23 protein-coding genes are annotated in these 22,638 nt (G+C 56.4%); 12 read left to right on the top strand and 11 right to left on the bottom strand.

Annotated features, from left to right (window positions below):
• Window positions 1-15: 15 nt before the first annotated feature.
• The 3 genes from L1047_RS15215 to L1047_RS15205 all read right to left on the bottom strand — a co-directional run bounded on the left by L1047_RS15215 (window position 16) and on the right by L1047_RS15205 (window position 2,430).
• Window positions 16-738 carry an amino acid ABC transporter ATP-binding protein gene (locus L1047_RS15215; RefSeq protein ID WP_235279849.1) on the bottom strand — a complete coding sequence of 241 codons (723 nt, stop codon included), beginning with the start codon at window positions 736-738 and terminating at the stop codon, window positions 16-18.
• Window positions 731-1,390 (bottom strand): amino acid ABC transporter permease, encoded by a 660-nt coding sequence (locus tag L1047_RS15210; protein WP_235279848.1) that lies wholly within the window; start codon window positions 1,388-1,390, stop codon window positions 731-733. Before L1047_RS15210 ends, L1047_RS15215 begins: the two co-directional genes overlap by 8 nt.
• Before the next feature lie 224 nt (window positions 1,391-1,614).
• A complete protein-coding gene (locus L1047_RS15205; protein WP_235279847.1) occupies window positions 1,615-2,430 on the bottom strand; it encodes a transporter substrate-binding domain-containing protein in 816 nt (271 codons plus the stop codon).
• 404 nt (window positions 2,431-2,834) lie between these two features.
• On the opposite strand from L1047_RS15205, the gene L1047_RS15200 reads away from it, so the two are divergent.
• The 5 genes from L1047_RS15200 to L1047_RS15180 all read left to right on the top strand — a co-directional run bounded on the left by L1047_RS15200 (window position 2,835) and on the right by L1047_RS15180 (window position 7,656).
• A complete protein-coding gene (locus L1047_RS15200; RefSeq protein WP_235279846.1) occupies window positions 2,835-4,643 on the top strand; it encodes an MBL fold metallo-hydrolase in 1,809 nt (602 codons plus the stop codon).
• Window positions 4,644-4,716: 73 nt separating this feature from the next.
• Complete coding sequence (locus L1047_RS15195; RefSeq protein ID WP_328286086.1) at window positions 4,717-5,484, top strand: ABC transporter ATP-binding protein; 768 nt, start codon at window positions 4,717-4,719, stop codon at window positions 5,482-5,484.
• A 127-nt stretch (window positions 5,485-5,611) separates the two neighbouring features.
• Window positions 5,612-6,172, top strand: coding sequence for a TIGR04376 family protein (locus tag L1047_RS15190; RefSeq protein ID WP_235279845.1), 561 nt, complete (start codon window positions 5,612-5,614; stop codon window positions 6,170-6,172).
• Window positions 6,173-6,306: 134 nt separating this feature from the next.
• Window positions 6,307-6,966, top strand: a complete 660-nt coding sequence (locus tag L1047_RS15185; RefSeq protein WP_235279844.1) for a lysophospholipid acyltransferase family protein — start codon at window positions 6,307-6,309, stop codon at window positions 6,964-6,966.
• Between the two features lie 51 nt (window positions 6,967-7,017).
• Window positions 7,018-7,656 carry a CDP-alcohol phosphatidyltransferase family protein gene (locus tag L1047_RS15180; RefSeq protein ID WP_235279843.1) on the top strand — a complete coding sequence of 213 codons (639 nt, stop codon included), beginning with the start codon at window positions 7,018-7,020 and terminating at the stop codon, window positions 7,654-7,656.
• 6 nt (window positions 7,657-7,662) lie between these two features.
• Here L1047_RS15180 and L1047_RS15175 read toward each other — a convergent pair whose 3' ends face one another.
• A complete protein-coding gene (locus tag L1047_RS15175) occupies window positions 7,663-8,667 on the bottom strand; it encodes an ABC transporter permease (protein ID WP_235279842.1) in 1,005 nt (334 codons plus the stop codon).
• Between the two features lie 173 nt (window positions 8,668-8,840).
• Here L1047_RS15175 and L1047_RS15170 point away from each other — a divergent pair, with 173 nt between their 5' ends.
• From L1047_RS15170 to L1047_RS15160, 3 genes are read left to right on the top strand one after another with little or no spacing between them, the layout of a single operon-like run.
• Window positions 8,841-10,049 carry an FAD-dependent oxidoreductase gene (locus tag L1047_RS15170; RefSeq protein WP_235279841.1) on the top strand — a complete coding sequence of 403 codons (1,209 nt, stop codon included), beginning with the start codon at window positions 8,841-8,843 and terminating at the stop codon, window positions 10,047-10,049.
• Window positions 10,037-10,234 carry a sulfur carrier protein ThiS gene (thiS, locus tag L1047_RS15165; protein ID WP_235279840.1) on the top strand — a complete coding sequence of 66 codons (198 nt, stop codon included), beginning with the start codon at window positions 10,037-10,039 and terminating at the stop codon, window positions 10,232-10,234. Before L1047_RS15170 ends, thiS begins: the two co-directional genes overlap by 13 nt.
• A gap of 25 nt (window positions 10,235-10,259) precedes the next feature.
• A complete protein-coding gene (locus tag L1047_RS15160; protein WP_235279839.1) occupies window positions 10,260-11,093 on the top strand; it encodes a thiazole synthase in 834 nt (277 codons plus the stop codon).
• A 54-nt stretch (window positions 11,094-11,147) separates the two neighbouring features.
• Here the strand turns inward: L1047_RS15160 and L1047_RS15155 are convergent, their stop codons facing one another.
• The 3 genes from L1047_RS15155 to L1047_RS15145 are packed head-to-tail and all read right to left on the bottom strand — an operon-like array spanning window position 11,148 to window position 12,778.
• Window positions 11,148-11,780, bottom strand: coding sequence for a class I SAM-dependent methyltransferase (locus L1047_RS15155; protein WP_235279838.1), 633 nt, complete (start codon window positions 11,778-11,780; stop codon window positions 11,148-11,150).
• Window positions 11,781-11,814: 34 nt separating this feature from the next.
• Window positions 11,815-12,321, bottom strand: a complete 507-nt coding sequence (locus L1047_RS15150; protein WP_235279837.1) for a DMT family transporter — start codon at window positions 12,319-12,321, stop codon at window positions 11,815-11,817.
• A 13-nt stretch (window positions 12,322-12,334) separates the two neighbouring features.
• Complete coding sequence (locus tag L1047_RS15145) at window positions 12,335-12,778, bottom strand: DMT family transporter (RefSeq protein WP_235279836.1); 444 nt, start codon at window positions 12,776-12,778, stop codon at window positions 12,335-12,337.
• 182 nt (window positions 12,779-12,960) lie between these two features.
• Between L1047_RS15145 and L1047_RS15140 the strand changes: the two genes are divergently transcribed.
• From L1047_RS15140 to L1047_RS15130, 4 genes are all read left to right on the top strand, one after another.
• Window positions 12,961-13,692, top strand: a complete 732-nt coding sequence (locus L1047_RS15140) for a M50 family metallopeptidase (protein ID WP_235279835.1) — start codon at window positions 12,961-12,963, stop codon at window positions 13,690-13,692.
• A gap of 131 nt (window positions 13,693-13,823) precedes the next feature.
• Window positions 13,824-13,958: a hypothetical protein gene (locus L1047_RS16595; RefSeq protein WP_268836719.1), complete on the top strand. Its 135-nt coding sequence runs from the start codon at window positions 13,824-13,826 to the stop codon at window positions 13,956-13,958.
• Window positions 13,959-14,063: 105 nt separating this feature from the next.
• Entirely contained in the window at window positions 14,064-15,176 is a 1,113-nt protein-coding gene (locus L1047_RS15135; RefSeq protein ID WP_235279834.1) for a glycosyltransferase family 4 protein, read from the top strand.
• 116 nt (window positions 15,177-15,292) lie between these two features.
• Window positions 15,293-15,946 (top strand): hypothetical protein, encoded by a 654-nt coding sequence (locus L1047_RS15130; protein WP_235279833.1) that lies wholly within the window; start codon window positions 15,293-15,295, stop codon window positions 15,944-15,946.
• On the opposite strand, the gene L1047_RS15125 is transcribed toward L1047_RS15130, so the two are convergent.
• The 4 genes from L1047_RS15125 to L1047_RS15110 form a co-directional block, all read right to left on the bottom strand.
• Window positions 15,943-16,929, bottom strand: a complete 987-nt coding sequence (locus L1047_RS15125) for an ABC transporter ATP-binding protein (protein ID WP_235279832.1) — start codon at window positions 16,927-16,929, stop codon at window positions 15,943-15,945. The genes L1047_RS15130 and L1047_RS15125 overlap by 4 nt on opposite strands.
• 58 nt (window positions 16,930-16,987) lie before the next feature.
• Entirely contained in the window at window positions 16,988-18,667 is a 1,680-nt protein-coding gene (locus L1047_RS15120; RefSeq protein ID WP_235279831.1) for a Na+/H+ antiporter, read from the bottom strand.
• Between the two features lie 61 nt (window positions 18,668-18,728).
• Window positions 18,729-19,124, bottom strand: coding sequence for a hypothetical protein (locus L1047_RS15115; protein ID WP_235279830.1), 396 nt, complete (start codon window positions 19,122-19,124; stop codon window positions 18,729-18,731).
• 47 nt (window positions 19,125-19,171) lie between these two features.
• Window positions 19,172-22,621: a type 2 lanthipeptide synthetase LanM family protein gene (locus L1047_RS15110; protein WP_235279829.1), complete on the bottom strand. Its 3,450-nt coding sequence runs from the start codon at window positions 22,619-22,621 to the stop codon at window positions 19,172-19,174.
• Window positions 22,622-22,638 lie beyond the last annotated feature (17 nt).

The raw sequence follows: 22,638 nt of genomic DNA, 5'->3' as shown, positions 1-22,638 counted from the left end.
CCAGAACAGTTTCACTTAGAGCATTTTTTCCAGGAACTGCTTGGCCCGTTCGCTCTGGGGGTTGCTGAAGAACTCTGCCGGGGGGGCATCTTCCACCAAAAGGCCACTGTCGAAGAAACAAATGCGATCCGCCACCTCACGGGCAAACCCCATCTCATGGGTGACGATGGCCATCGTCATGTGAGACTGAGCCAAGGATTTCATCACATCCAATACCTCCCGTACCATCTCCGGATCCAAAGCTGACGTAGGTTCATCGAAGAGCATCACTTGCGGTTCCATAGCCAGGGAGCGGGCAATCGCCACCCGTTGCTTTTGTCCCCCTGAGAGCCGGGAAGGATAGACATCGGCTTTGTCCGAGAGGCCCACTCGATCCAGCAATTCATGTGCTTTGGCTAGGGCTTGATCCTTGGGAACTTTCTTCACCTTCAGGGGGGCATAGATAAGGTTTTGCAACACCGTCATGTGGGGAAAGATGTTGAAGTGCTGGAAAACCATGCCCACCCGCTGCCGCACCTTGAGGATGTCGGTACTGGGATCCGTGATATCGGTACCATTAATGGTAATGTGGCCGGAGGTAGGCACTTCTAACCGATTGATACAGCGCAAAAAGGTAGATTTTCCGCAACCTGAAGGGCCGATGATCGCCACTACGGATCCCAAGGGAATTTCGGTGCTAATGCCCTTGAGCACGTGCAAAGCACCAAATTTTTTGTGGAGATCCTGAACTTTAATCACTGGCCCGTAACCTCCGTTCAAACTGTTGGGCAACCCAGGTCAGGCTGATCACCAGCAGATAGTAGATGATCCCAGCCACAATCAAAGGTTCAAAATAAAGAAACTTGCCTGCTGCCACGATTTGCGCCCGCCGCATCACATCCGTGACGCTGATCACCGAAACCAAGGCCGAATCTTTGAGCAGCGCAATACTTTCATTCACGAGGGCCGGAAGAATGTTTTTCAGGGCTTGTGGAAAAATCAGATCCAACATCATCTGGCGGTAGGGCACACCCAGCGAGGCCGCCGCATCCCATTGCCCCCTGTCTACAGCCAAAATGCCGCCGCGAATGGTTTCGGAGGTGTAAGCGCCGGAGTTGAGGCTGAAGGTGAGCACCCCAGCTTGCAGGGGAGAAATGTCGTAGTTAAGCAGTTGCGGCGTAGCAAAGTAAATCAAGGTGAGCTGCAAAATCAGGGGTGTACCGCGAAAAACCGAGGTATAGGCCACCGCAAACCAACGCAGAGGGGGGATGTTGGAGATCTTGAACAGAGAGAGAACCGTCCCCCAAGCAAAGCCGAAGATCACCGACAAAAGCGTAAATTGCAGGGTGACACGGATCCCGGCCACGATAAACGGGATATCCCCCTGGATTTGAGAAAAATCGAGATTCATCTCAAACCTCAGAACCTGGAAAAGTAGCTTCCCACACAGTCTTACCCCTCTTTTTCCTCAACCGACTCGCCCCTAAACATCCAAAGGGACTCCCCAGGACAAAGGCAAAACAGCCCCGCATCATCCTAAGGAAGTCCCTAAAGATTACCGTGTTGATTGCTACTTTTGGCCAAACCTCTCTCCGTTCTGATGAAACCGGAAGAGCGTTTTGATCTGGCAGCTCCCTACTCGGCTGCCAACGCCGGAGAATCTTCCCCAAACCATTTCAGGATTAGTTCATCCATTTTGCCGCTGGCTTCCATCCCCGCCAAAACGCGGTTGAAGTCGGCCACGCGAGGGGATCCCTTTGGAAAGGCAATGGCCGAACCCCGCGGGGCATCCGGATCCGCTTCTGGAATGACATTGAACTCCAAATCAGGGTTAGAAGCGGCAAACCCAGCCGCTACCGTATCTTCGATGATGGCGGCATCCAAACGGCCCGCTTTGATCTCCTGAATAATTTCGCCAATTTTATTCAGAGAGCGCACATCGATGCTGGGATCCGCTTCCGCATACCCTTTGGCTTCTTCCTCTTGAATGGTGCCCAACTGCACTCCAACTCGCTTGCCGGCCAGATCGGCAGGGGTGGCAAGGTTGCTGCCGGCCCTGGCGATGATCGTGTTTTGGGCCACGAAATAGACATCCGAGAAATCGACGTTTTGTTTGCGTTCTTCGGTGGGGGTCATCCCCGCCATAACAAAATCGACCCGATTGGCTTGTAAAGCAGGGATGAGGCCGCTGAAATCCATACCCACAACCCGCAGGTTAAAACCCAGTTCTTCGGCAATGTAGTTGGCAATATCGATATCAAAACCCACAATCTGCTCTTGGCCGCTGGAGGTGTCGTAGTACTCATAGGGAGGGTAGTCGGGGGAGGTGCCCATGGTGAGGGTTTCACGGGCTTGAGCCTGTACCCAACTGGGCTCCAACCATACCCCAGCCGCCGCTACAGAACCTAGGGCTAGGCCAAGCAAGGTTTTCCGTCGTTTCAATAAGGTCATACCGCGTCTCTGAAAGAACAGGTGAAACAGTCTAAACTACTCACGACTACAGGGATCCCTGCAAGTTCCCCCATCAGAAGCAGATCTCGTAATCTTCCAAAAATCTTCACAACTTGGCTGCTGCAATCCTGCACGACAGCTTACGCGGGTTGCTTACTCCAATGCTTGTGCCCTGGACAGAGAGTAATCAGGTGATGGTGCGTAGCGAGATGTACCCTGTGCGAGATGAAAGGGCTGTATTGTCGTCATGGAAACGGTCGGGTAGCAAAAGCTATGCTGAAGTATGGGTAGATCGACTCTTGAGGGCGACACACCTGTTGGTACCGAAGGGGATCCCTAGCCAGAATTCCTGGCATCGCTTGCTGGGTTTGAGTGTGGTCTCGTAGATTAAGAACAACACAACTGTGGAGCCAGAACGCCCCCCCCTTCGACTGATCCCGCTGGGTACGGATCCCCACCAGCAGGGTTGTGCCTATTGGTTAGAGCTGGGATCCCATCGTGTGTTACTAGATTGCGGGTTGCCCGGCTCGGTTCTCCTGAAAGCCTTGCCAGGGATCCCGGATGCTGTCATCTGTAGCCATGCCCATTTTGACCATTTGCAGGGTCTGCCTGTCTTTCATCGTCGCTACCCGCAAGTACCCCTTTATGCCACTCCAGTTACGGCCCATTTGGCCACGGGGCTGTGGGAGCGTGGGATATGGCTCGGTTATGACCGCGAAGTGCGTTTCCCCCCCTTTCGAGCTCTGCCCCTCGGCCAGGCGCGGGAAATTTTGCCCCATCTGATGCTCACTTTTTTTTCCGCAGGACACCTGCCGGGGGCAGCAGCGACGCTGTTGCAAAATACCCAAACTACCCCCGCCCAAACCTGTGTTTATAGCGGCGACTGTTCGTTGGCTTCCACCCGTTTTGCCCCTGGCTTCGATTTGACGGCATTGCGCCATTGGCAGCCGGATCTGCTGCTGATGGAAGCCTCGCTAGGGGCCACCCGGCATCCCGCCCGTCGCCACCTGGAAAATCGTTTGGTGGAGCGGCTGCTCAGTGCTCTGGAAGCGGGGCAAACGGTGTTACTTCCTCTGCCTGTGTTGGGGTTAGGGCAGGAGCTGATCTTTCTGTTGAAGGCCCATCACCGCTTTACCCAATCCCCGAAGGAGCTGATGGTGTGGGTGGCTCCAGGGTTGGCCGCAGGCTGTGATCTCTACGAACGGTTGCTCCCCCAGATGCCGGAGCCGGTGCAAAATTTTGCCACCTACCAGCCTTTGTTTTGGGAATTGCGCCTGCAACCTCAGGTACAGCCCCTGACGGAGGCGGATCCTCTGCCGCAGGGCTTGTTGCTGTGCGATGCCGATGCTGGGCCAGAGTCTTGGGAGCCGATCTGGTCGAGACTGTTGGCGCAACCGCAGCGCTCCTGTTTGCTGGTGCAACTGCCGGAGGTGGAACTGGCCACCCCGTTTGAGCGTTGGCCCGCTTTGTTGCGTTCCCGCATCCAAGTGGAATCCATGACCTGGCACAGCCACAACGATGTCGGGCACCTCACCCAGATCATTCATACCTTTCGACCGCAACATTTGGTCCTGATCCACGGCAGCCCTAAGCAGGCCCAGGATTTGGCGGATCTACCGGAGCTGTGCAACCGCTACCATGTCCATTGCCCGCAGCCTGGACATGGGCTGGAGTTTCCGGATGGACGCCTGCAAACCCCGCTCAAGGGAGCTGATCTGGCTAATCTCAAGAGCAGCACTTCTGCTGAGATCGGGGATCCGGCGGTGCGTTACGAAGGGGAGGTGGAAGAAGTGTGGCAGGATCACACCGCTGCTCGCTCGATTGCCGGGGTGCAGGTGCGTTTGCCCGCCCAGCTGCTCGAGGATCCCCGTTGGCTGGCCTGGGCCGATACCGGCTTAGTGGAAGCCCGTTGGCAGGGATCCGAACTGGTGCTACGCGGTCTTTCGCCCCGGGAATTGATTCGTCCGGCAGAGACCCCATCCCCCCCAGGAGGAACATCCGTGCCGCGCCCAGCCGGCTCTTCTATCTCTGCAAAAAGCTCTGCAAAAAGTGGCATGAAATGCCAGAGTTGCCGCTTTGCCCGCCAGATCTTGACCTCCCAAACCCCAGCCTTTCGCTGCGATCAAGAACGCTCTCCTCTCTACCGCTTAAGGGTGGATCCCCAGGGAACCTGTCCCTACCATCAGCCTGAGGAGATCTACTCTTCCGGTTAGCTGCTTCCGGAACAAAAGCGCAGCGGCGGGAAATAACCCCAACGCTAGAATGGGCCAAACAGCGAAGGCAACCATGTTTGAGCAAGAACACTTCGCAAACGGTCGAGCTGGATCTGTGGGATCCCTAGAGCGCCTCACCGAACTCTCCGCCCCCGCCCGCCGTGAAATCCGCTCCCCCGTTGTGCAGATGGTCGGGGTGAATAAGATCTATCTGCTGCCAGAGGGCAGTTTCCAAGCCCTTTACGATATCGACTTGGTGATCGAGCCTGGGGAATATTGCGCCATTATGGGGCCATCGGGCTCGGGCAAATCCACCCTGATGAACCTGATCGGTTGTTTGGATCAGCCCAGTTCTGGCCGCTACTGGCTGGATGGGGTGGAGGTATCTACCCTGTCGGATCAGGAGCTGGCGCAAATTCGCAATCAAAAAATTGGCTTTGTCTTTCAGCAGTTTCATCTGCTCCCCGTCTTAACTGCCCTGGAAAATGTAATGCTGCCCCTGGCTTATAGCGGCATCCCAGAACCAGAGCAACGGCAGCGGGCCACGCAAGCTCTAGAACAGGTGGGGTTAGGGAGCAAACTGCATCAGCGTCCGGCCCAACTCTCCGGGGGTCAACAGCAGCGGGTGGCTATCGCTCGCGCCATTGTGAATCACCCGCGCCTACTTCTGGCGGATGAACCGACGGGTGCTCTGGATAGCCATACCAGCCAAGAGGTGCTGAACATTTTCGCCGACCTGCACCGGCAGGGGATGACGATCGCCATGGTCACCCACGGCATTGAAGTGGCCCAGGCCGCCCAGCGCATTATTCGGGTTGGAGATGGGCGTTTGTTGGGTTGAGAGGGGTACAGGGATCCCCAATAAAGTTTGTTCGAATCGGGATAGATCTATGGGGTAGATCTATCTGGAAGGAGCCAGCTTAGGCTACCCTGAACGCAACTGAGGGCAGGGGCAAAGGGATCCGCCAATGGGACTATTCGACGATCTAATCCGATTTTTGGAAACCCGTTTGGAGGAATTTCTCAGGGCCCACCCCGAAATCGAGCTACAAGCCTTAGAAGAGCAGCTTCGTCAGCAGGAGTCCGATACTCTGCGACTGCTACAAGAGAGCCACGCCCAAGAACAAGCTCTGCAAAAGAGCATTCTCAACCTGGGAGAAGAAATTAAAACCTGGCACTTCCGCATTGAAAAAGCCCAACGGGCCAATCGTCCGGATCTGGCCCAAGGAGCCCAAAGGCGAGAGGCAGAACTGCTGCAAAAAGGCAGCCAGTTGTGGAACCAGATGAAAACCCTGAAAGAGAAAATCCAACAAATGGAGGCATTGCTGCCGCAAATTCGACAGCGTCGCCAAGAGGTGAAGACCAAGCTACAAGAGGTGAAAGCCACCCAAGCCCAAAGTTCCAACAGCCAGGATTTTGGTTTTGGCAACTGGGGGAAGTCCAACGATACCTGGGATGATTTGGAAAAACAATTTCATCAACTGGAGGTGGAAGAAGAATTGCGCAAGCTCCGGCAACAAAAACGATAATCTACACCCCCTGACCAGTTTGGCGACTGTCCTCCGCTCACAGGTTGTTTCCGGCTCGGCGTGATAGCAATAGCGGTAGGGATCCCAGAAAGACTCTGGTCTTTAGGGATCCTCTCGACACAGTGGAGGCGGCCATGAAATTTCAATATTCCCCTCTGCCGGATGTAGGGGAGCCCCTGGTAAAGCGGTTGGGGCGGTATCCGAGAGTGCCCGATATCACCTGGGAAAATTGCCGCTGGTTGGGCCGCTGGTTGGGGGTACTCTTGTTGCGCCTCAACTATCGGCTACAGGTGACGGGGCGGATCCCCACCGGGGATCGGGTGGCGTTGGTGGCCAATCATCGCTCTCACCTGGATACGTTGACTCTCTTGGCAGCTTTGCCTGGCCGTGAACGGCAGCGGGTGGTGGTGCTGGCGGCGCAAGACTACTTTTTTAACCGTTTGGATCGAGCTTTGGCGGCTTCCTTGTTGTGTCAGGCGGTAGCGTTCGACCGAGAACAGAAAACCTCCCTGCGCTCCTGGTACGAACGGCTCCAGGCCCCCCAAAAGAATTGGATTCTCTTCTACCCCAGTGGCAGTCGCAAGCGCACTGAAGTACAGGTGGGGTTGCTGAAGTTGCTGGTACGAACCGGCTGGCGAATCGTGCCGGTGCGCTTAGAAGGTACGGAGCGGGCTTGGCCGGTAGGGCGACGTTTTTGGCGACCTGGGGGATCCCTGCAGATCCATTTTTTTGAAGCCTATGCGGGCATGGATGTGGAGCCTCTGTTGGCGCGGCTGCAGCAAGAATTGGCCTAATCCAAGCGGATTCTGTTTTACCTTCAACCCTTTCCTCAGTGGAGAACTCCCATGACCTCCCCCTCCGTCAAGCCTGATCTTGGCCTTTACCAAACTAAGTACCTGTTGCGGCGGCTGTTGCGCCGGATGCCGGGATTGCAGAATCTCTCCCCCAATGCTTTGTCAGTGCTGGCGTTTGGGCCAGGGTTGGGGGCTGCCTACTGCCTTTGGCAGGGGTGGTGGATGGGGGCGCTGCTGTGTATTCTAGGGCGCATGGTGATCAACACTCTGGATGGATTGGTGGCAGAGGAGTTTGGCAAAACCTCGAAGCTTGGTGCTTACCTGAACCGCTTGCCAGGAGAATTTACAGATCTGTTGATCATCTTGGCTCTGTGGCCCCACGGGGATCCCACCTGGATGTTGGCGTTATTGCTCTTAACCAGTTGGGTACAGATGTTTGGGCTGTTGGGCTTGGTGGCTGGTGGCAGCGTGCAATCGGTGGGTCCCTGTGGGCAAACGGATCGCTTGGCCTGGATTGGCTTGGGCTGTCTCTTGGCTCAGTTTGGCCTTGCCGTGTGGCATGGGGGGATCCCGTTCTTGGTGGCGGGTTGTGGCCTCACGCTTGTGTTGCGAATAGGGCGTTCCATTCGAGAACTCAGGGCCTTGGATAGAGACAGGGATCGAGCCGCCGCCATTTCAGAAACCATCTGAAACCGTCTAACGTTGCCCCCGCAGATAGGGGATCCCCAAAGCCGCCGGGGCTTCCACCTGTTTGCCTTTGCGCCACAACACTGCCAAAGTGAGCAGATAGGGCAACATCAACAAAAACTCGTAGGGAAATTGCTGGGATCCCAGGGCTTGAATGCGAAATTGCAAGGCATCCGCCACCCCAAACAACAAGGAACCCAGCAGCGCTTGCCAAGGATGCCAACGGGCAAAAAACACCAGCGCCACTGCGATCCAACCCCGTCCGGCTGTGATCCCCTCCGCGAATAGGCGCAACTGTACCACCGTCAGTACCGCCCCTCCTAACCCCGCCAGAGCCGAGCCAATCAAAATGGCGATCCAACGGGTTCTCTCGACGCTGATACCAGAGGTTTCTGCCGCCGCTGGATTTTCCCCCACCGCCCGCAACGAGCGACCAAAGCGGGTGCGAAACAACAGAAACCAACAGGTGGGTACCAGCAGCCCACTCAGGTACACCATCGGGTCATGATTGAACAACACCATGCCCACCCCAGGGATCCCCGATAAGCCTGGAATGGGCCAGAGGGAAAGCCCCGTTACCCGCACATTGCTGTTGGGCAACAGTTGCCGAAACAAATAGGTGCTCAACCCCTGCCCCAGCAACACCAGCGTTACCCCCGCCACCACCTGATCTGCCTTGAGGCGCACCGCCAAAATTGCCATCACGGATCCCATGGCCATCCCCGCCAGGATCCCTGCAGCCAATCCTGTCCAAGCCGCCCCCATCACCCCTGCCTGTTCCAGGTGATAAGTGGTGGCAAAGCCCGCCAAGGATCCCATCAGCAGGATCCCTTCCAAGCCCAAATTGAGAACGCCGGAACGTTGGGTAATCACCTCCCCCAACACCGCCAGCAACACCGGCACTGCCAAGCGAATGCCCGACACCAGCAGGGAGATCAGAAAGCTCCAGGTGAAGATGCGCTCCAGCAAAGTTTGGCCCAGCAGCCAGTCTGATGGGGGAAAGAACAGGTTCATGGAGGATCAAGCTCCAAAATCTAGAAGAGGCCTCCCTAAAGATGCCCCAAGTTGGGCATGGGATTTGTGCATAAGTATCGGTCAAGGGCAAACTTCACAACCTGCCTCAGCACCCATCCCGCCCTTGGTCAACCGGTAGACCCTGGGATCCCCCGCTGGCTATGATCTCAAGCATGGCCATTCCGACCGAATCTCCTGTGCCGTTGTTGTCCACCCCAATTTCTCCGGTCTCTTCCGGCGAACGCGAACCTGTTCTGGTGATGGGCGCTGGCTTACTGGGTCGTCTGATGGCTGTGAGTCTTGTGGAAACAGGGCATCCCGTTCGCATCGTGGATGCTGCCGCCAGTGCCGACACAGGTAGCAGTGCCGCCCACATGGCCGCCGCGATGCTCGCACCTCTGGCGGAGTCCGCGGTGACAGAGCCCAGCGTGGTGGCTCAAGGGTATTATTCGCTGTCCCGCTGGCCATCTCTGCTGGCACACCTGCCCCAACCCGTTTTTTTCCAGCAGGAGGGGACCCTTATCCTTTGGCATCGGCAGGATCAAGGGGAGGCCAAACGGTTTTCGGCCCTGTTGGCGGAGGCTCTCAACCGCCTCAGCTCCTTGCCCACGCCTCAGCCCCTTGATGCCGAAGCTTTGGCGGAGATGGAACCGGCAGTGGCGGGGCGATTTGTCCAGGGCTTGTATTTGCCCCAAGAGGGCCAGCTTGACAACCGCCAGTTACTCTCAGCCCTACTGGCCAAGCTGCGGGCCCATAACCTAGAAGTGGAATGGAATTGTGCCCTGGGTCTGGAGGAAGCCCAAACTTGGCAGTACCGCACAGGGGGTTGGGTTTTGGATTGCCGTGGCCTAGGGGCAAGCCGTCAATGGGCCGCTGACGAGCCGTTGCGCGGTGTGCGGGGCGAAGTGATACGCCTGTATGCTCCTGATGTCACCCTGAGGCGTCCTACTCGACTGTTACATCCCCGTTACCCGATCTACATTGCCCCCAAGCAAGAGCATCTCTTCATAGTCGGGGCTACCGAGATTGAGGCCGATGATCTCTCCCCCATCAGTGTGCGTTCTACCTTGGAGCTGCTCAGTGCCGCCTATGCAGTGCATCCGGCTTTTGCAGAAGCTCGTATTTTGGAGCTAGGCAGCCAGTGCCGTCCGACATTACCCGACCATCTACCGGCGGTGGTCGAATCCTCACCCCGGATCCTGCAGATCAATGGCCTCTATCGCCATGGTTTTATGATTGCTCCCGCCCTACACGATGCTGCTCTAGAATACTTACATCAGGGCACTCGCACCCTGGCGATGCAGTTGGGGATTCGTTTTCAGGTCGATACTGCAAACAGTCGCTTACCCGCTCCCGAGAAACCTGCCCAATGCGTGTTTTGATTAACCAGAAACCCTGTGAGCTGCCAGATGGCATTACCTTGGCAGAGGCGGTAGCTCTAATAGAGGTCAGCAACCCTTTTGCCGTGGCCGTTAACCTGAACTTTGTACCCCGCACCCAGTACGCCCAAACTGCTCTACAAGAAGGCGACCAGCTGGAAATTATTACTCCCGCTGCTGGCGGTTAGACCCACCTTGAAAGCCCCTTGAGAGATGTCCATCCTTTTCAATCCCTTCCCCTTGACCCCAGTTGATGAGGATCAGGATCCCTTGATCCTTTACGATCGACCTTTGAAAAGCCGCCTAATGCTGGGCACGGCTCGTTATCCCTCTCCGGCCATTTTGGAGCAGGCGGTGGCTAGTGCCCGCCCTTGTTTGCTGACAGCTTCGTTACGGCGACAGGGAGCATTAGGGCCGGACACTTCGCAAGGATTTTGGGTCTTATTGCAGAAGATGGGCATCCCGATACTGCCCAATACCGCTGGCTGCCACAGTCTCCAGGAGGTCATCACTACCGCGGAAATGGCCCGTGAGGTCTTCGCCACCGACTGGATCAAGTTGGAGCTGATCGGGGATGACTACACCTTGCAGCCGGATATCCTGCAACTGCCTACTGCGGCTGCCGAGCTGATCCGGAGAGGATTCAAGGTCTTGCCCTATAGCACCGATGATTTGGTGCTTTGCCAGCGCCTTCTGGATGTGGGCTGCCGGGTGATCATGCCCTGGGCGGCTCCCATCGGCACGGGGAAAGGCCCTCTCAACCCCTACACTCTGCGTATGCTGCGGGAACGTATCGAAGTTCCCCTAATCATCGATGCTGGACTGGGTCTGCCCTCCCACGCCTGCCAGGTGATGGAATGGGGGTTTGATGGGGTGCTGTTGAATACGGCTGTGGCCTTGGCTCGAGATCCGGTGGCTATGGCAGGAGCGTTTGCCAATGCGGTACATGCCGGCCGCCAAGCTTACCGTGCCGGGGCCATGCAACCTCAAGACTTAGCCCAACCCAGTACACCTGTCCTCGGCACTCCTTTTTGGCATCAAGGTTAAGGAGCTCCCCTGGAAGGGATCCCTACCAATAGCTAAGACCCCATTGCACAAGGACTAACCAGAGGGCTTTTGTGCCTGAATCACTTGCAAAGCTCCCCATGCGTGTAAGATTTGGCAGACATTCTGCCAACCCTGCTGCCGCAAATGCTCCGGCAAATCCAGCTTCAGTAGCTCCCAGGCGGTGTCGGTTTCAAAAAACACCAGAAACAAGGCCAACCCCGGCCAGATCAGGGGTTGCTCAGGGGCGTGTAAATCCAAAATCAATAACCCTCCCCCCGGCTTGAGCACCCGCCACACCTCCCGTAGCACCTGTTCAAGGTCGGCAAAGGGCAATTCGTGCAGGGCCAAGCTAGTGTGAACCCAGTCAAACCTGCTATCGGGGAAGGGCATATCCTGGGCCAAGGCTTCCACAAACTCAACTTTAGGCAGGCGTTTTCGGGCCGCAGCCAGAGCCTTGGGTGAGGCATCCAACCCGGTTACCTGCTGGCTCAGTTCTGCCAAAATTGGGGTTACCTCCGCCGGGCCACAACAGAGATCCAATACCCGATCTTGGGGATGGATGTGGATCCCCTGTAAAGGCAGTCTACGCAATCGCCCGTAGCCTCCCACCGCCAACGCAGCCACACGGCTGATACTGCGATAAAGCCAAGGGTATCGGTAGCTCCAGTCTCGCAGGAAGGTAGCCATCCAGGGATCCCTTAGTTGAGTTCTTTCACCGCTTTCACCTTACCTTATCCTCTGGTATGGATTCTGCCTTGCTCTCTGCAGGGGGAGTGACTTCCCGTTGCGATTGAATCAGCGCCACAGCCACCAGGATCAAGACCAATCCCAGCACCTCTTTGGCCCCCAGCACACCACTGACGAGGGTGGTCAAGCCAAATTGCTCGATCAGCAGCGAGAATCCCAGCTGCCCGAACACACTGGCAATGCCCAAGGCTACCAACCCAATTCGAGGTAAAGCCAGCAAGCTGAGAATAATCGAACAACTGCCCGTAGCTCCCCCCCAAAAAGCCCACCAAGGAGCCTGTCCCAGGGAGGAGATGTTCCATTCGCCCCACAACCCCACCAGGGATCCGACAAACAAAAAAGAAATGCTGAAACTAATGGCAGAGGCCGCCAGGGGACTGTGAATGGAGCGGTGCAACCGGCTGTTGAAGGCAAAGGCCAAGGTAAACAAAACGCCCCCCACGCCTGCCGCCAGTCCTGCCTGCCAAATTTCCAGGTTCACCTGCGCGTATCCCTCAACTGAGAAGCAACACCACCGCCACCACCAAGAGGATCCCGGCCAGCAGCCGCTGCCAACTCAAGGGCCGCCGTTCCAGTCCCAGCCAGCCGAAATGATCCACCAACAAGCTACTCAGCATCTGGGTGGCAATCCCAACCCCAATCGTCAGGGTCGTTCCGGCTTGGATAGCCGCATAGGTCACCAGCAGCACGTAGGATCCCCCCGAGACTCCCCCTAAGTAACTCCACCAAGGACTGAAGCGCAAACCGGCCCAATGCACGCTACCAAAACGACCCGAGAGCAACAACGCCACCAAGACTGTGGCACCGACACAGGTCGATACCACCCCCGCCATCGGTACAGAAGCGGTTGCTTGAGCCAATTTCCCATCCAACTGGTAGCGAATCGGCAGGAGAACCCCACTCAAAATCGCCATTAGCAGAAAGCTCAGTCGCCACATGGATCCCGGTATCCTTCAAAGCCTAATCATTCAAGCTTCTAAAGCATAGAGTAGAAATTTTTGATTTCATGCTATCACTGGCTATTTCTTCTAGGCTGGCGGAACTCTCCACCTGCTGCTGCAGTCTGAGAAGACAAGGCATCCTAGCCTTTTTCGGCAAGCATTTTAGCCTCCCTCACTCTATGACTGAGCCCGAGCTGCCTTCGCCCTCTCCAGAAAAAACCGCTCAACACAGCTTGATTTGGTTGGTTGTTGCTGCAGGCCTGACAGTTCTGCTTTGGCAATTCCCCTGGGGCAACTACATCCTCTACCCGTTTACAATTTTGGCCACCTGGTTCCATGAGATGGGGCATGGCCTGACGGCCCTCTTGCTCGGTGGGGATTTTCATCGTCTGGAAATTTACTCGAATGGATCAGGGCTGGCCTTTCACAGTGGCCGCTTGTTTTTGGGGCCAGTGGGTCGGGCTTTGGTAGCCGCTGGCGGGCCAATGGGGCCACCGATGGCGGGAGCTATTTTCATCCTGGCTTCTCGACGTCAGGGGACAGCCCGCTTTGGGTTGTTGTTTTTGGGATCCCTGTTGTTGCTTTCGGCAGTGATCTGGGTGCGCTCTGGGTTTGGGTTGCTGTTTATTCCCGCCCTGGGGCTGGGGATTTTGGCGCTGGGGCTGTGGGCTTCCCCCTGGATGCAGGGTTTTGTCATTCAATTTTTGGGGGTGCAAGCCTGTGTGAGCACCTATCGTCAGCTAGATTATCTGTTTACCGCCAGCGCCGTGATTAACGGGCAGGTGCTCCACTCCGATTCCAGCCAAATTGCCCAGAACCTGTTCTTGCCCTACTGGTTTTGGGGCGGCTTGATGGCAGTGTCTTCTTTGGTGTTGTTGATGACCAGTTTGCAGATTACCTTCCGTGACTAGCTGGCATGGGGCAAAGCCGCAATTCTGGAAGTGATTCACATCACGCAAAAATCCGTCACAAATCACTGCCCAATTGAGGAAACCGCCGCTACAGTAGTGGGCATGAGGAGTGAGGAGTCCAGGAGTGCATTATGTGGCGAGACATTATCGGGCTGGCCCTAGCAGCCACGCTGTTGTTGATCAGCAAAACCACCGCAGATACCGTCGGTCGGGCGCAACCGGAGCTTTTGAAAGAACCGATCCCCTATTCTTTTCCGGTGGAGTGAAGTTGGCCCATGGTTTTTTAGAGCTAGCCGCCTAGAGTCGCAACGGCATTACCTTTTTGTGCAACACTCATCCTAGAGTCTTTTCGTCGAGCCTGGGATCTCTAGATGCGCATAGCTCTGTTTACGGAGACGTTCCTACCCAAGGTAGATGGCATCGTCACTCGGCTTTGTCATACCGTTCGTCACTTAACGGCCCACGGCAACTCGGTACTGGTGGTTGCACCCCAGGGTGCGCCCAGGTGGTTTGCGCGGGCCCGGGTTTACGGGATCCCGGGGATGCCATTGCCTCTGTACCCGGAATTAAAGCTGGCGGCCCCTGGCCCAGCCATTGGCAAGTTGCTCAATCGTTTTCGCCCGGATGTGATCCATGTGGTGAACCCAGCGGTATTGGGATTGGGCGGCCTCTACTATAGCCAAGCAATGGGGATCCCCTTGGTGGCCTCCTACCATACCCATTTGCCCAAGTACCTGAAGCACTATGGGCTGGGTTTTCTCGAGGGGGTGTTGTGGAACCTGCTGAAGCTGGGGCACAATCTGGCGCGGGTCAATCTGTGTACCTCCACGGCCATGGTGCAGGAGCTGAGCGAGCATGGCATCGAACGGGTGCAACTGTGGCAGCGGGGGGTGGATACGGAGTTGTTTCATCCCGGGGCAACCAGTTCGGATATGCGGGATCGCCTCACGGCAGGACAACCGGAACGGCCCCTGTTGCTCTATGTGGGGCGGCTTTCTGCTGAAAAAGAGGTGAGCCGGATCAAGGTGTTGTTGGAGCAGATCCCGCAGGCTCGCCTAGCCATTGTCGGGGATGGGCCAGAACGGGGATCCCTGGAGCAACATTTTGCCGGGCATGACGTGGTGTTTACGGGCTATTTGCAGGGGGGATCCCTGGCGGCAGCCTTTGCGTCGGCGGATTTGTTCGTGTTCCCCTCCCGCACCGAGACCTTGGGGTTGGTCTTGTTGGAGGCGATGGCGGCGGGTTGTCCTGTGATTGCGCCTCGTTCTGGGGGCATTACCGATGTGGTGGACAGTGGCCGCAATGGGTTTCTCTTCGATCCCAATTCCGACAGCGATTTTGTCCATGCCACCCAGCAACTCCTGAGCAGCACCGGGCAGCGGCAGGTATTTCGGCAGCAGGCCCGCCAAGAAGCAGAGCGCTGGAGTTGGTCGGCAGCCACCCAGCAGTTGGAGGGTTACTACCGAACCGTCATCGCCGATTAGGGATCCCCGCCGACCTGTGGCGGAAAGTTTCATTCTGGCGAACTCTCGCGGCTCATCCTGTGAGGCAAAGGAGGATGGGAGAATAAGGCCATCTCTGTCTGCAACAAGGTCACCCAATGGGATCCCCTCAACTGCCCGAAGCGCTGAAAGCTCTCCTCGAAACCGTGGGGTTACCTGAGGCCAGCTTTTCCTGGCGAACGGATCCCTGGTTGTCTTTTCCCTGGTCGGTGCAGGTGGGATCTTGGGGCCTTCTCTACGGCGAAGTGGACGCTCCTGAAATCGAGTGGGTCAGAGCCCTATGTCAGTTGCGCCTATCCCACCCACCCATTCCGGTTGCCTACCCACAGGATCCCCAAACGGCTTCCGCAGAAGTGCTCACCTATGCCTGGAGTTTGAACCGGATCCTGCACGGGATCCACCTGGATCGCTCTTTGGCGCAACTGGGCTACGATACCAACGACAGCAAACGGCTGACCCAGGAACAGCTCATGGCTCAGTCGGAACGGATCCCGGACTATATCAAGGCTCTGCTGCTCCTAGAACTGCTTTATCGAGGGATAGAAGTCTCCTGGCAAAAGGAATTGCAGGCCGCTTGTGGAGAAGATGAAATGCGGGCGGCCCACCAACTGAACCTGGCCTGTATTCGCCCCGAAGATCCCGATCGCACCCTGCTGCAAGTTCACCACTTTGGGCTGAAAATTAGCGGCTCCGATGAACCCACCCTGCGAACCGGGGTGCAAATTCAACTATCCGATGGCCGGCAAGTTTAGGCGGATAGGGGATGATCCCCTTCAATGGCTCGCACCTGATCCACAAAGTATTCTTCTAACGACTGTCGTTGCAGATGTAAATCTGTCACCACTGCCCCCGCCTGATTGAGGATCCCCAGCAACTCCGACAGGGATCCACCCCATTCCCCCGACCAATGGCATCCCTGGAGATGAAAATGCTGGAGGCGATCGCGGAATTGAGCGACATCTCCATCATGCCCTTGCACCTGATAGCTTTCTGTCTGCCCTAGCAAGTCATCCAAGGTGCCCTGCTGTACCAATTTGCCGCCGATGATCAGGCCAACTCGGTTACAGATGACCTCTACATCTCCCAAAATATGGCTGTTGAAAAAGACCGTTTTGCCCTGTTGCTTGAGGGACAAAATGATTTCCCGCATTTGGTAGCGGCCCATCGGATCAAGCCCAGACATCGGCTCATCCAAAAATACTAGCTCCGGATCGTTGATCAGGGCTTGGGCCATGCCGGTGCGTTGTAGCATCCCCTTCGAGTAGGTGCGCAGTTGTTTTTTGCGGGCGGTATCCACAGAAAGCCCCACCAACTCCAGCAGTTGCGGGATCCGCTCTTTCAACAGGCTGTGGGGCAGCCGAAACACTTCCCCAGCAAAGTGCAGAAACTCCCACGCCGTTAGGTAATCGTAAAAATAGGGGTTTTCCGGCAGGTACCCCACCTGTTGCTTAATGGAGCGATCCCCCAAGGGTTTGCCCAGCAAGGTGCCACTGCCACGGGTGGGATCCACAATTCCCAGCAGACATTTGATAGTGGTGGTTTTGCCCGCTCCATTTGGCCCCAACAGCCCAAAGGTTTCCCCGCGGGCCACCGTTAGGGAAAAATCCTTGAGAGAACTGACCACTTTGTTCATCCAAAAGCCCGTGCGATAGGTTTTCGTCAGGCCCGTGATGGCGATAGCAGGCTCGGAGTAGACAGCAGAACATTCTTGAAGTTGGATAAGGGTCTCGCTCATGGGAACGATAAGACTGAGGGAGAGAATACTAGTAGTTTACCCACGGGTTCGGCTGCACTTAGGCTTGTCGCAGCACCTCCTGCAGGAACGGGGCCAATTCCTGATTCAGTTGCCCAGAACGCACATATTCGGCATAGGTATCGGCTTCGATGGAGAGGAGTTCCTCCCGCAGTTGTTCGGCTGCAAAGTTTTTTAGTTGCGGATGTTGGCTCTGTAAAGAGCTGATTTCTTCTTCCAAATCGCGGATCCCGCCTTCCACTAAAGCCTTTTGGTACTGGTAAAAATCCGCCTCCACTTCTACTCGCCCATCGATCTGGATCAGGTGTTCCAAAACCCGCTGCAGAGCAGCGCGGCGGGCCAACTTTTCGGTATATTCCTGTTTGAGGGGTTGATCTCCCAAAAGGCCTAAGCTGACCAAGAGGGGTTTCACCGTCAGCCCCTGCACCAAGAGCGTGAAAAGAACCACTCCAAACACAGTGGCGATGATCGCTTCTCGACCGGGCAATGATTCAGGCACGCTCAAAGCCAAAGCAATAGAGACCGATCCGCGCAACCCTCCCCACCACAACACCGTCTGATCTTTCCAGCCAATCACTCTAGCAGAATGGGATCCTATTGCTTCAGGTAAAGTCTGCCCCTTTGCAGATAAGACCGTGACATTGTAAAAATTGCTTAACCCGTAGGTAGAGATCGCGCGGGAACCTACCATCGCAGCAATGGCTACTCCGATTGGGATCAGGTTTTCTCCTAAAATATTATATTGAATTTGATCGCCAATCAACAAAAACACGATGGAATTGACAAAAAAAGCAAGGAACTCCCAGAACTCACTGACGATCAAACGGGTGCGAGGATTCATACCAATTCGGGATCCGAAATTTCCCAAAATCAACCCCGTTGTCACCACACCAATAACTCCAGATCCCCCCAATTCTTCCACCACCAAATAGGTACCATAGGCGGCAATTAAGGTGAGGGATTGCTCTACCAGAGGCAGATCAAACCGTTGGGTCAAATAAGAAATGCCAAACCCCACCAGCGCCCCCATGCCGACGCCGATCCCTACCACCGTAAAGACCCGCAGCACCGTCACCTGTAGATCAAAGGTTTCGATGCCCAACGGGATCCCGACCAATAGGCCAAAGGCCACCACCGCCACCCCATCGTTGAAGAGGCTCTCCCCTTCCATCAGGGTTTTGATGCGCTCCCCCACCCCCAGTTCCCGAAATAGGGCGATCACCGAAACCGGATCTGTTGCTGACAGACTTGCCCCGATCAACAGCCCCAGCGATAACGGGATCCCAGCCCACTGCGCCAACCCCAGCCCAATACCGACCACCGAGATGATCACCCCTACCATCGCGAACAGGGTAATCGGGAACAGATCCCGGCGTAGATCTCCCCACTTTAGGTTCCAGGCCGCCTCAAACAACAATGGAGGCAGGAAAATGGTCAGAATCAACTCGGGCGAGAGATTGACTAAGCGCACATCCACCAGCGCCAGGGCCGCACCCACGATCACCAGCAGCAGGGTATAGGGAATCTGCCGTACCCAGCGAAACACTTGTGGCAAGGTCGCCACACTCAAAGAGACGGTTAGCACCAGCAGAAACCGCTCTAGGTTGGTTTTGATCACCTCCGATTCCAGCGCATCCAACACCTCCGATTCCGTCAGAGTTGCCAGGAGATGAGGCCAGAGATTGAGGTCAAAACTGGCCGATGGGATCCTGTCTAACATGAAGCACTCGCAGTCACATCCGGGATCCAGCCTAGAGCAGACTGGGGCAGGAGCCACCGATCTACATGACAACAGGGCTATTGAGAGCTGAATCTAGAAAAGAGGCCCAGATCAAGAGGAGAAAAACAGAATATTTAATAAAACCAGGGGCCACTCCCACCACAAGAGCGACAATTGCACCTCGACTGATAAATTTCTGTTGATCCAGCCGTTTTCCGTAGCCATCCATCTTGCCGCTCAGCTCAGCAATTTTGCCTTCAAGCCCACTCTGGGCAAGATCAATTTTAGACTCCAGCTCATTTCGGGTCAGGTCGATTTTAGCGTGTAACTCGGTCTTGACAAGACGGATCTCAATTTTGAGTTCTGTGATCTGAGTTTCAAATTTTCGGTCGAATCCATCCAGCTTTTTGTCTAAAGCCAGAAGTAGATCTTTGATCTCTTGATTCGGATCTGACATCCTTGACAGTCCTTGGGAATTAATGGCTTGAGTATAGACAATGCCCCTTATCCCCACAGCAGCACCGCCGGAATCCCGTTGGGATCTGCCAGCCGCAGCAGTTGATACCCAATGCCCGCCCACCCATGGAAAAGGGGCGGATTGTCAATTTGCTGGGCCCGTCCTGCAAACAAGGTGTAGGAGCCAGACTCGGTTGTCTGTTGAACCCGATGGAGGGCAGCTGCTTGGGCCTCCACCAGAAGACTGGGTTGACCGAGCTGTTGAGCAGCGCTAATCCACAATTCCAACCGGCCAAGATTACCCCAATACAAGCTATCGATGCCCCACAGCCCAGCAGCACGGGTGGTCGCTAGGGCGATCTCGATCTCCTGACGACAGAGGGGGGTGTCGTACTCCGGCAGACTCGCCAACCGAGCCAACCCAATCCCCGCTGCCCCTTGGGCCCAACTGAGGCCAAACCGGGGGGTATCAGAAGCTCCTGTCGAGGGGTGGGCGCTGCGTAAATCCAGCCAATTTCTGTGTTCAGGATCAAAGTATTGCCGTTCCTCCTGGCAAAAGGCCTCCGCCAGCTCCAGCCAAACAGGCTGTTGGGTCACCCGAAACAAACGCACCAGACTGTAGGCGATCCCGGCGGCCCCTTGGGCGAATCCGGTCAGCGACTGGGTTACAGCTCCCCTTTGGCTGGCGGCGTAACTGGCCTGAATGTGAGACCCACACGCCTGTGCCAACTGCAAAACGCGCTCCTGAGCCTGCGGCTGCACCCGTTCCCACAGTCCCAATAGGGCCAATAGGGTGCCGGCACTACCCTGCATCACATCAATAGTTCCTGGGATCCCCGCTCCCTGTTCCCAGGCTAGCTGGATCACTGGCAGTGGGGCCAAGGCTTCCTCTAGCAACATAGGCTCGGCCAACCATTCTCCACAGCAGGCCAGACCATAGGTGATGGAAGGGATCCCACTTGCCCCGCTCAACCCCAAAAGGACTCCGGCCCGCTGGCGCGAACGCTCAAGGCCGTGGCTGGGATGGGCTTGAATTTCCTGCAGGGCCTGTCGGGGCAGTTTCAACGTCGCAAGGGTGGTCTCTGTCCAGAGGGGATCCCCGGTGACGCGGGCCAAGGCGGCAAAAAATAGGGCTATGCCCACCAAGCCATCGCTCAACCCCAGCGGCAATTCCCGCAACAAAAACTCCTGTAAAGAAGGGCGGGGCACAATGCCCAGCCAGCCTAAGCTGCCTTCCTCCCCCACAATCGCCTGTGAGCGCAACCGCTGCCCCAAGCGAATCGCCTCTTGCCGGAGCTGTTCTGGGAACTTGTCTGCTTCAGGGGGGCTGGAGCTGGGAATGGGAATCAACACCTGCGGTGATGTCCCCTCTGGCCCACCTCCGGGTGCGTATGGAGGTTCCACCCAATAGCGTCCGTACAGGGTTCGTCGAATGATGTCGGCTTGGTGCTCCAGGGCAGAGGCATCGAACACCAGCAGGTTTTGCCTAGCCCGTTCAAAACTGGATCCCTCAAAAAAGTCGGGAATCGTGCTGGGCGGATCTCCTGCATGAATGGGATCAAGAACCAGCTCATCCCGCTGGCAATCCGCCAAAAAACAGGGAATATCGAGAATTTCCATCGCGGCCAATTCTGCGGCCAACAGCGGCCAATGTCGAGGCTTTTCGGTTCCCAGCAGATAGGCGCGACTGAGGGATTCCAGGGCCAGGCTGCGATCAAGGCCCCATTTCATCAACTTAGGATTCAGGGACTGCTCCTGAATGACGGCGTAGATGCGGGTGGAGCGGAAAATATAGCGGGACTGGGAATGGCGCATCGCTTCGATCGGGCCATCTGCTGCCAGCAACGCCTCCCGATGGTCGATCACAAATTGGCCCATTTCCCGGTAGCCCGTGATCAGATCCTCTAAGTAATCGTTGGCAGACAGAAGGGAGCGTGGGGCCTGGACTGACTCTGGAGCAGGGTTCAAAACGGTCGGTTCCCCCGCCAAATGGGAGGGTGAATCGCTGAGGGTCATGGAAACCGCATCGATGCCGATCTCCATCTCATCGGTGTTCAAGTGTTTCCAGGTGGAGACTTGCATCACTTGTTGCTCGGATCCCCCCAATCCCCCCAGATCCACATCCCACTGTTGGTTGGGGGCGGATCCCCAGTGGGGCAAGATCACCGTGCGCAAGACCGAATCTGCCAAAAGGCGAGCTGCTTTTTGCAGAGCATTGAGAGGGGGCAGGGATCCGGATCCCTGGGGGCGGGGCCGTTGGTGAAAGAGGGCTTCGCCATCCACCAAGATGGGGTGTTCTCCATAGGCGATCAGGTTCTCGAAGTGGCAATCGGTGCCCTCCAGCAAATGCACCAGCGCCAGCAACATCCCGGAGCGACGGAAATAGCGACCTGCCGCTTCCCCATCCGCACAGGGCAAAGCCGCCATAAACTCCACCCAACCATGGGTGTGTCGATCCAATGTCACCGGAGCCTTGAGCGGCAGCAAAGATTCCCCGGCTCGCTCCCCTATCCAACTCAACAGCCGGGCAAAGGCCACCTCCAGGGCCAAACTTTTGGGTTTATACACCAACTGCAGCCCATTCTCGAAGCTGAGGCCGATCACCCGTCGCCCCTGCTGATGCGGATCCGACAGTCCCGGTTTCACCCTCGTTACCAAGTGCAGGGATCCCGGCTGGGCGTAGGTTTGCTCCAAAAGGGGCCAATCGGCCTGCAAATGCTGTAAAAACTCGGCGGTGGCTTCCACCCAGTGCCAAGTGGCTGTAGCCAACACCCGTCCCAACACGCTGTACTCCTGCAGTTGATGGGTTAGGTTTTCTCCACACCAACTCCGCAAAAAAGCCCAGTATTGCTCTTGAGAGGGGGATCCCTCCCGTTTTTTCAGGTGCCGGCGCAGGAAAGCCCGCATCGGATCCCCGCCGGAACGCCAGTCTCGAAAGGCTCCTAACAGGGTGGGAGTGGCCAGTTCGCTCAGATATTCCACCAAGCTCCACTCCAAGGTTCGTCGGGCGGTTTCTTCAAGAGGAGGATTTGGGATCCGCTGGCCCAATGCCTGCCGAGCCACCTGCAAAAAAGGCTGAAAAAAGGGCTCAAAGGGCAAGGGTTGCTCGGGATCCAGATAGCCGTAGGCTTGGGGATCAAGAGTTGGGGCCATCTGCAAAACCTGCTGGAGCAGGAGGGCCCAGGGGGGCCATGGCTCAGGCGGGATCCCCCAGGGTTCAGGATGGCTCAACCACTGGCGCAACTGCTCAGTTGTAATCCCATCCCAGGCCAATCGGCGTGCCCATTTATCAGCATCCCCTTTGGCAGCCGCCTGTTGCCAGGCCTGGAGCCGAGCCTCTGCCACCGGATCCCCCCAGTGCAAAGCCGTGGGATCCTCTGCGTGGGCGATCTCTGGCCCGGAAGGGATCCTCAGCCTGCGCCGCCGTTCCAGGAGCGATTCGGAGCGATACAGGATCGTTTGCATCACCGTCAACGCGGTCACCGATTCCACGAGCATTTGTGCATACCGCTAAG

It is taken from the genome of Synechococcus sp. Nb3U1 (assembly GCF_021533835.1).
Lineage (GTDB): Bacteria > Cyanobacteriota > Cyanobacteriia > Thermostichales > Thermostichaceae > Thermostichus.
The sequence above is the reverse complement of the archived record's forward strand: the minus strand, read 5'-3'. Positions and strand labels throughout refer to the sequence as shown.

Excerpts from the sequence above, each read along its gene's own strand:
- L1047_RS15210 (WP_235279848.1), bottom strand. The coding sequence starts at position 1,390 with ATGAATCTCGATTTTTCTCAAATCCAGGGGGATATCCCGTTTATCGTG.
- L1047_RS15205 (WP_235279847.1), bottom strand. The coding sequence starts at position 2,430 with ATGACCTTATTGAAACGACGGAAAACCTTGCTTGGCCTAGCCCTAGGT.
- L1047_RS15195 (WP_328286086.1), top strand. The coding sequence starts at position 4,717 with ATGTTTGAGCAAGAACACTTCGCAAACGGTCGAGCTGGATCTGTGGGA.
- L1047_RS15190 (WP_235279845.1), top strand. The coding sequence starts at position 5,612 with ATGGGACTATTCGACGATCTAATCCGATTTTTGGAAACCCGTTTGGAG.
- L1047_RS15185 (WP_235279844.1), top strand. The coding sequence starts at position 6,307 with ATGAAATTTCAATATTCCCCTCTGCCGGATGTAGGGGAGCCCCTGGTA.
- L1047_RS15180 (WP_235279843.1), top strand. The coding sequence starts at position 7,018 with ATGACCTCCCCCTCCGTCAAGCCTGATCTTGGCCTTTACCAAACTAAG.
- L1047_RS15175 (WP_235279842.1), bottom strand. The coding sequence starts at position 8,667 with ATGAACCTGTTCTTTCCCCCATCAGACTGGCTGCTGGGCCAAACTTTG.
- L1047_RS15170 (WP_235279841.1), top strand. The coding sequence starts at position 8,841 with ATGGCCATTCCGACCGAATCTCCTGTGCCGTTGTTGTCCACCCCAATT.
- thiS (WP_235279840.1), top strand. The coding sequence starts at position 10,037 with ATGCGTGTTTTGATTAACCAGAAACCCTGTGAGCTGCCAGATGGCATT.
- L1047_RS15160 (WP_235279839.1), top strand. The coding sequence starts at position 10,260 with ATGTCCATCCTTTTCAATCCCTTCCCCTTGACCCCAGTTGATGAGGAT.
- L1047_RS15155 (WP_235279838.1), bottom strand. The coding sequence starts at position 11,780 with ATGGCTACCTTCCTGCGAGACTGGAGCTACCGATACCCTTGGCTTTAT.
- L1047_RS15145 (WP_235279836.1), bottom strand. The coding sequence starts at position 12,778 with ATGTGGCGACTGAGCTTTCTGCTAATGGCGATTTTGAGTGGGGTTCTC.
- L1047_RS15140 (WP_235279835.1), top strand. The coding sequence starts at position 12,961 with ATGACTGAGCCCGAGCTGCCTTCGCCCTCTCCAGAAAAAACCGCTCAA.
- L1047_RS16595 (WP_268836719.1), top strand. The coding sequence starts at position 13,824 with ATGTGGCGAGACATTATCGGGCTGGCCCTAGCAGCCACGCTGTTGTTG.
- L1047_RS15135 (WP_235279834.1), top strand. The coding sequence starts at position 14,064 with ATGCGCATAGCTCTGTTTACGGAGACGTTCCTACCCAAGGTAGATGGC.
- L1047_RS15130 (WP_235279833.1), top strand. The coding sequence starts at position 15,293 with ATGGGATCCCCTCAACTGCCCGAAGCGCTGAAAGCTCTCCTCGAAACC.
- L1047_RS15125 (WP_235279832.1), bottom strand. The coding sequence starts at position 16,929 with ATGAGCGAGACCCTTATCCAACTTCAAGAATGTTCTGCTGTCTACTCC.
- L1047_RS15120 (WP_235279831.1), bottom strand. The coding sequence starts at position 18,667 with ATGTTAGACAGGATCCCATCGGCCAGTTTTGACCTCAATCTCTGGCCT.
- L1047_RS15115 (WP_235279830.1), bottom strand. The coding sequence starts at position 19,124 with ATGTCAGATCCGAATCAAGAGATCAAAGATCTACTTCTGGCTTTAGAC.
- L1047_RS15110 (WP_235279829.1), bottom strand. The coding sequence starts at position 22,621 with ATGCTCGTGGAATCGGTGACCGCGTTGACGGTGATGCAAACGATCCTG.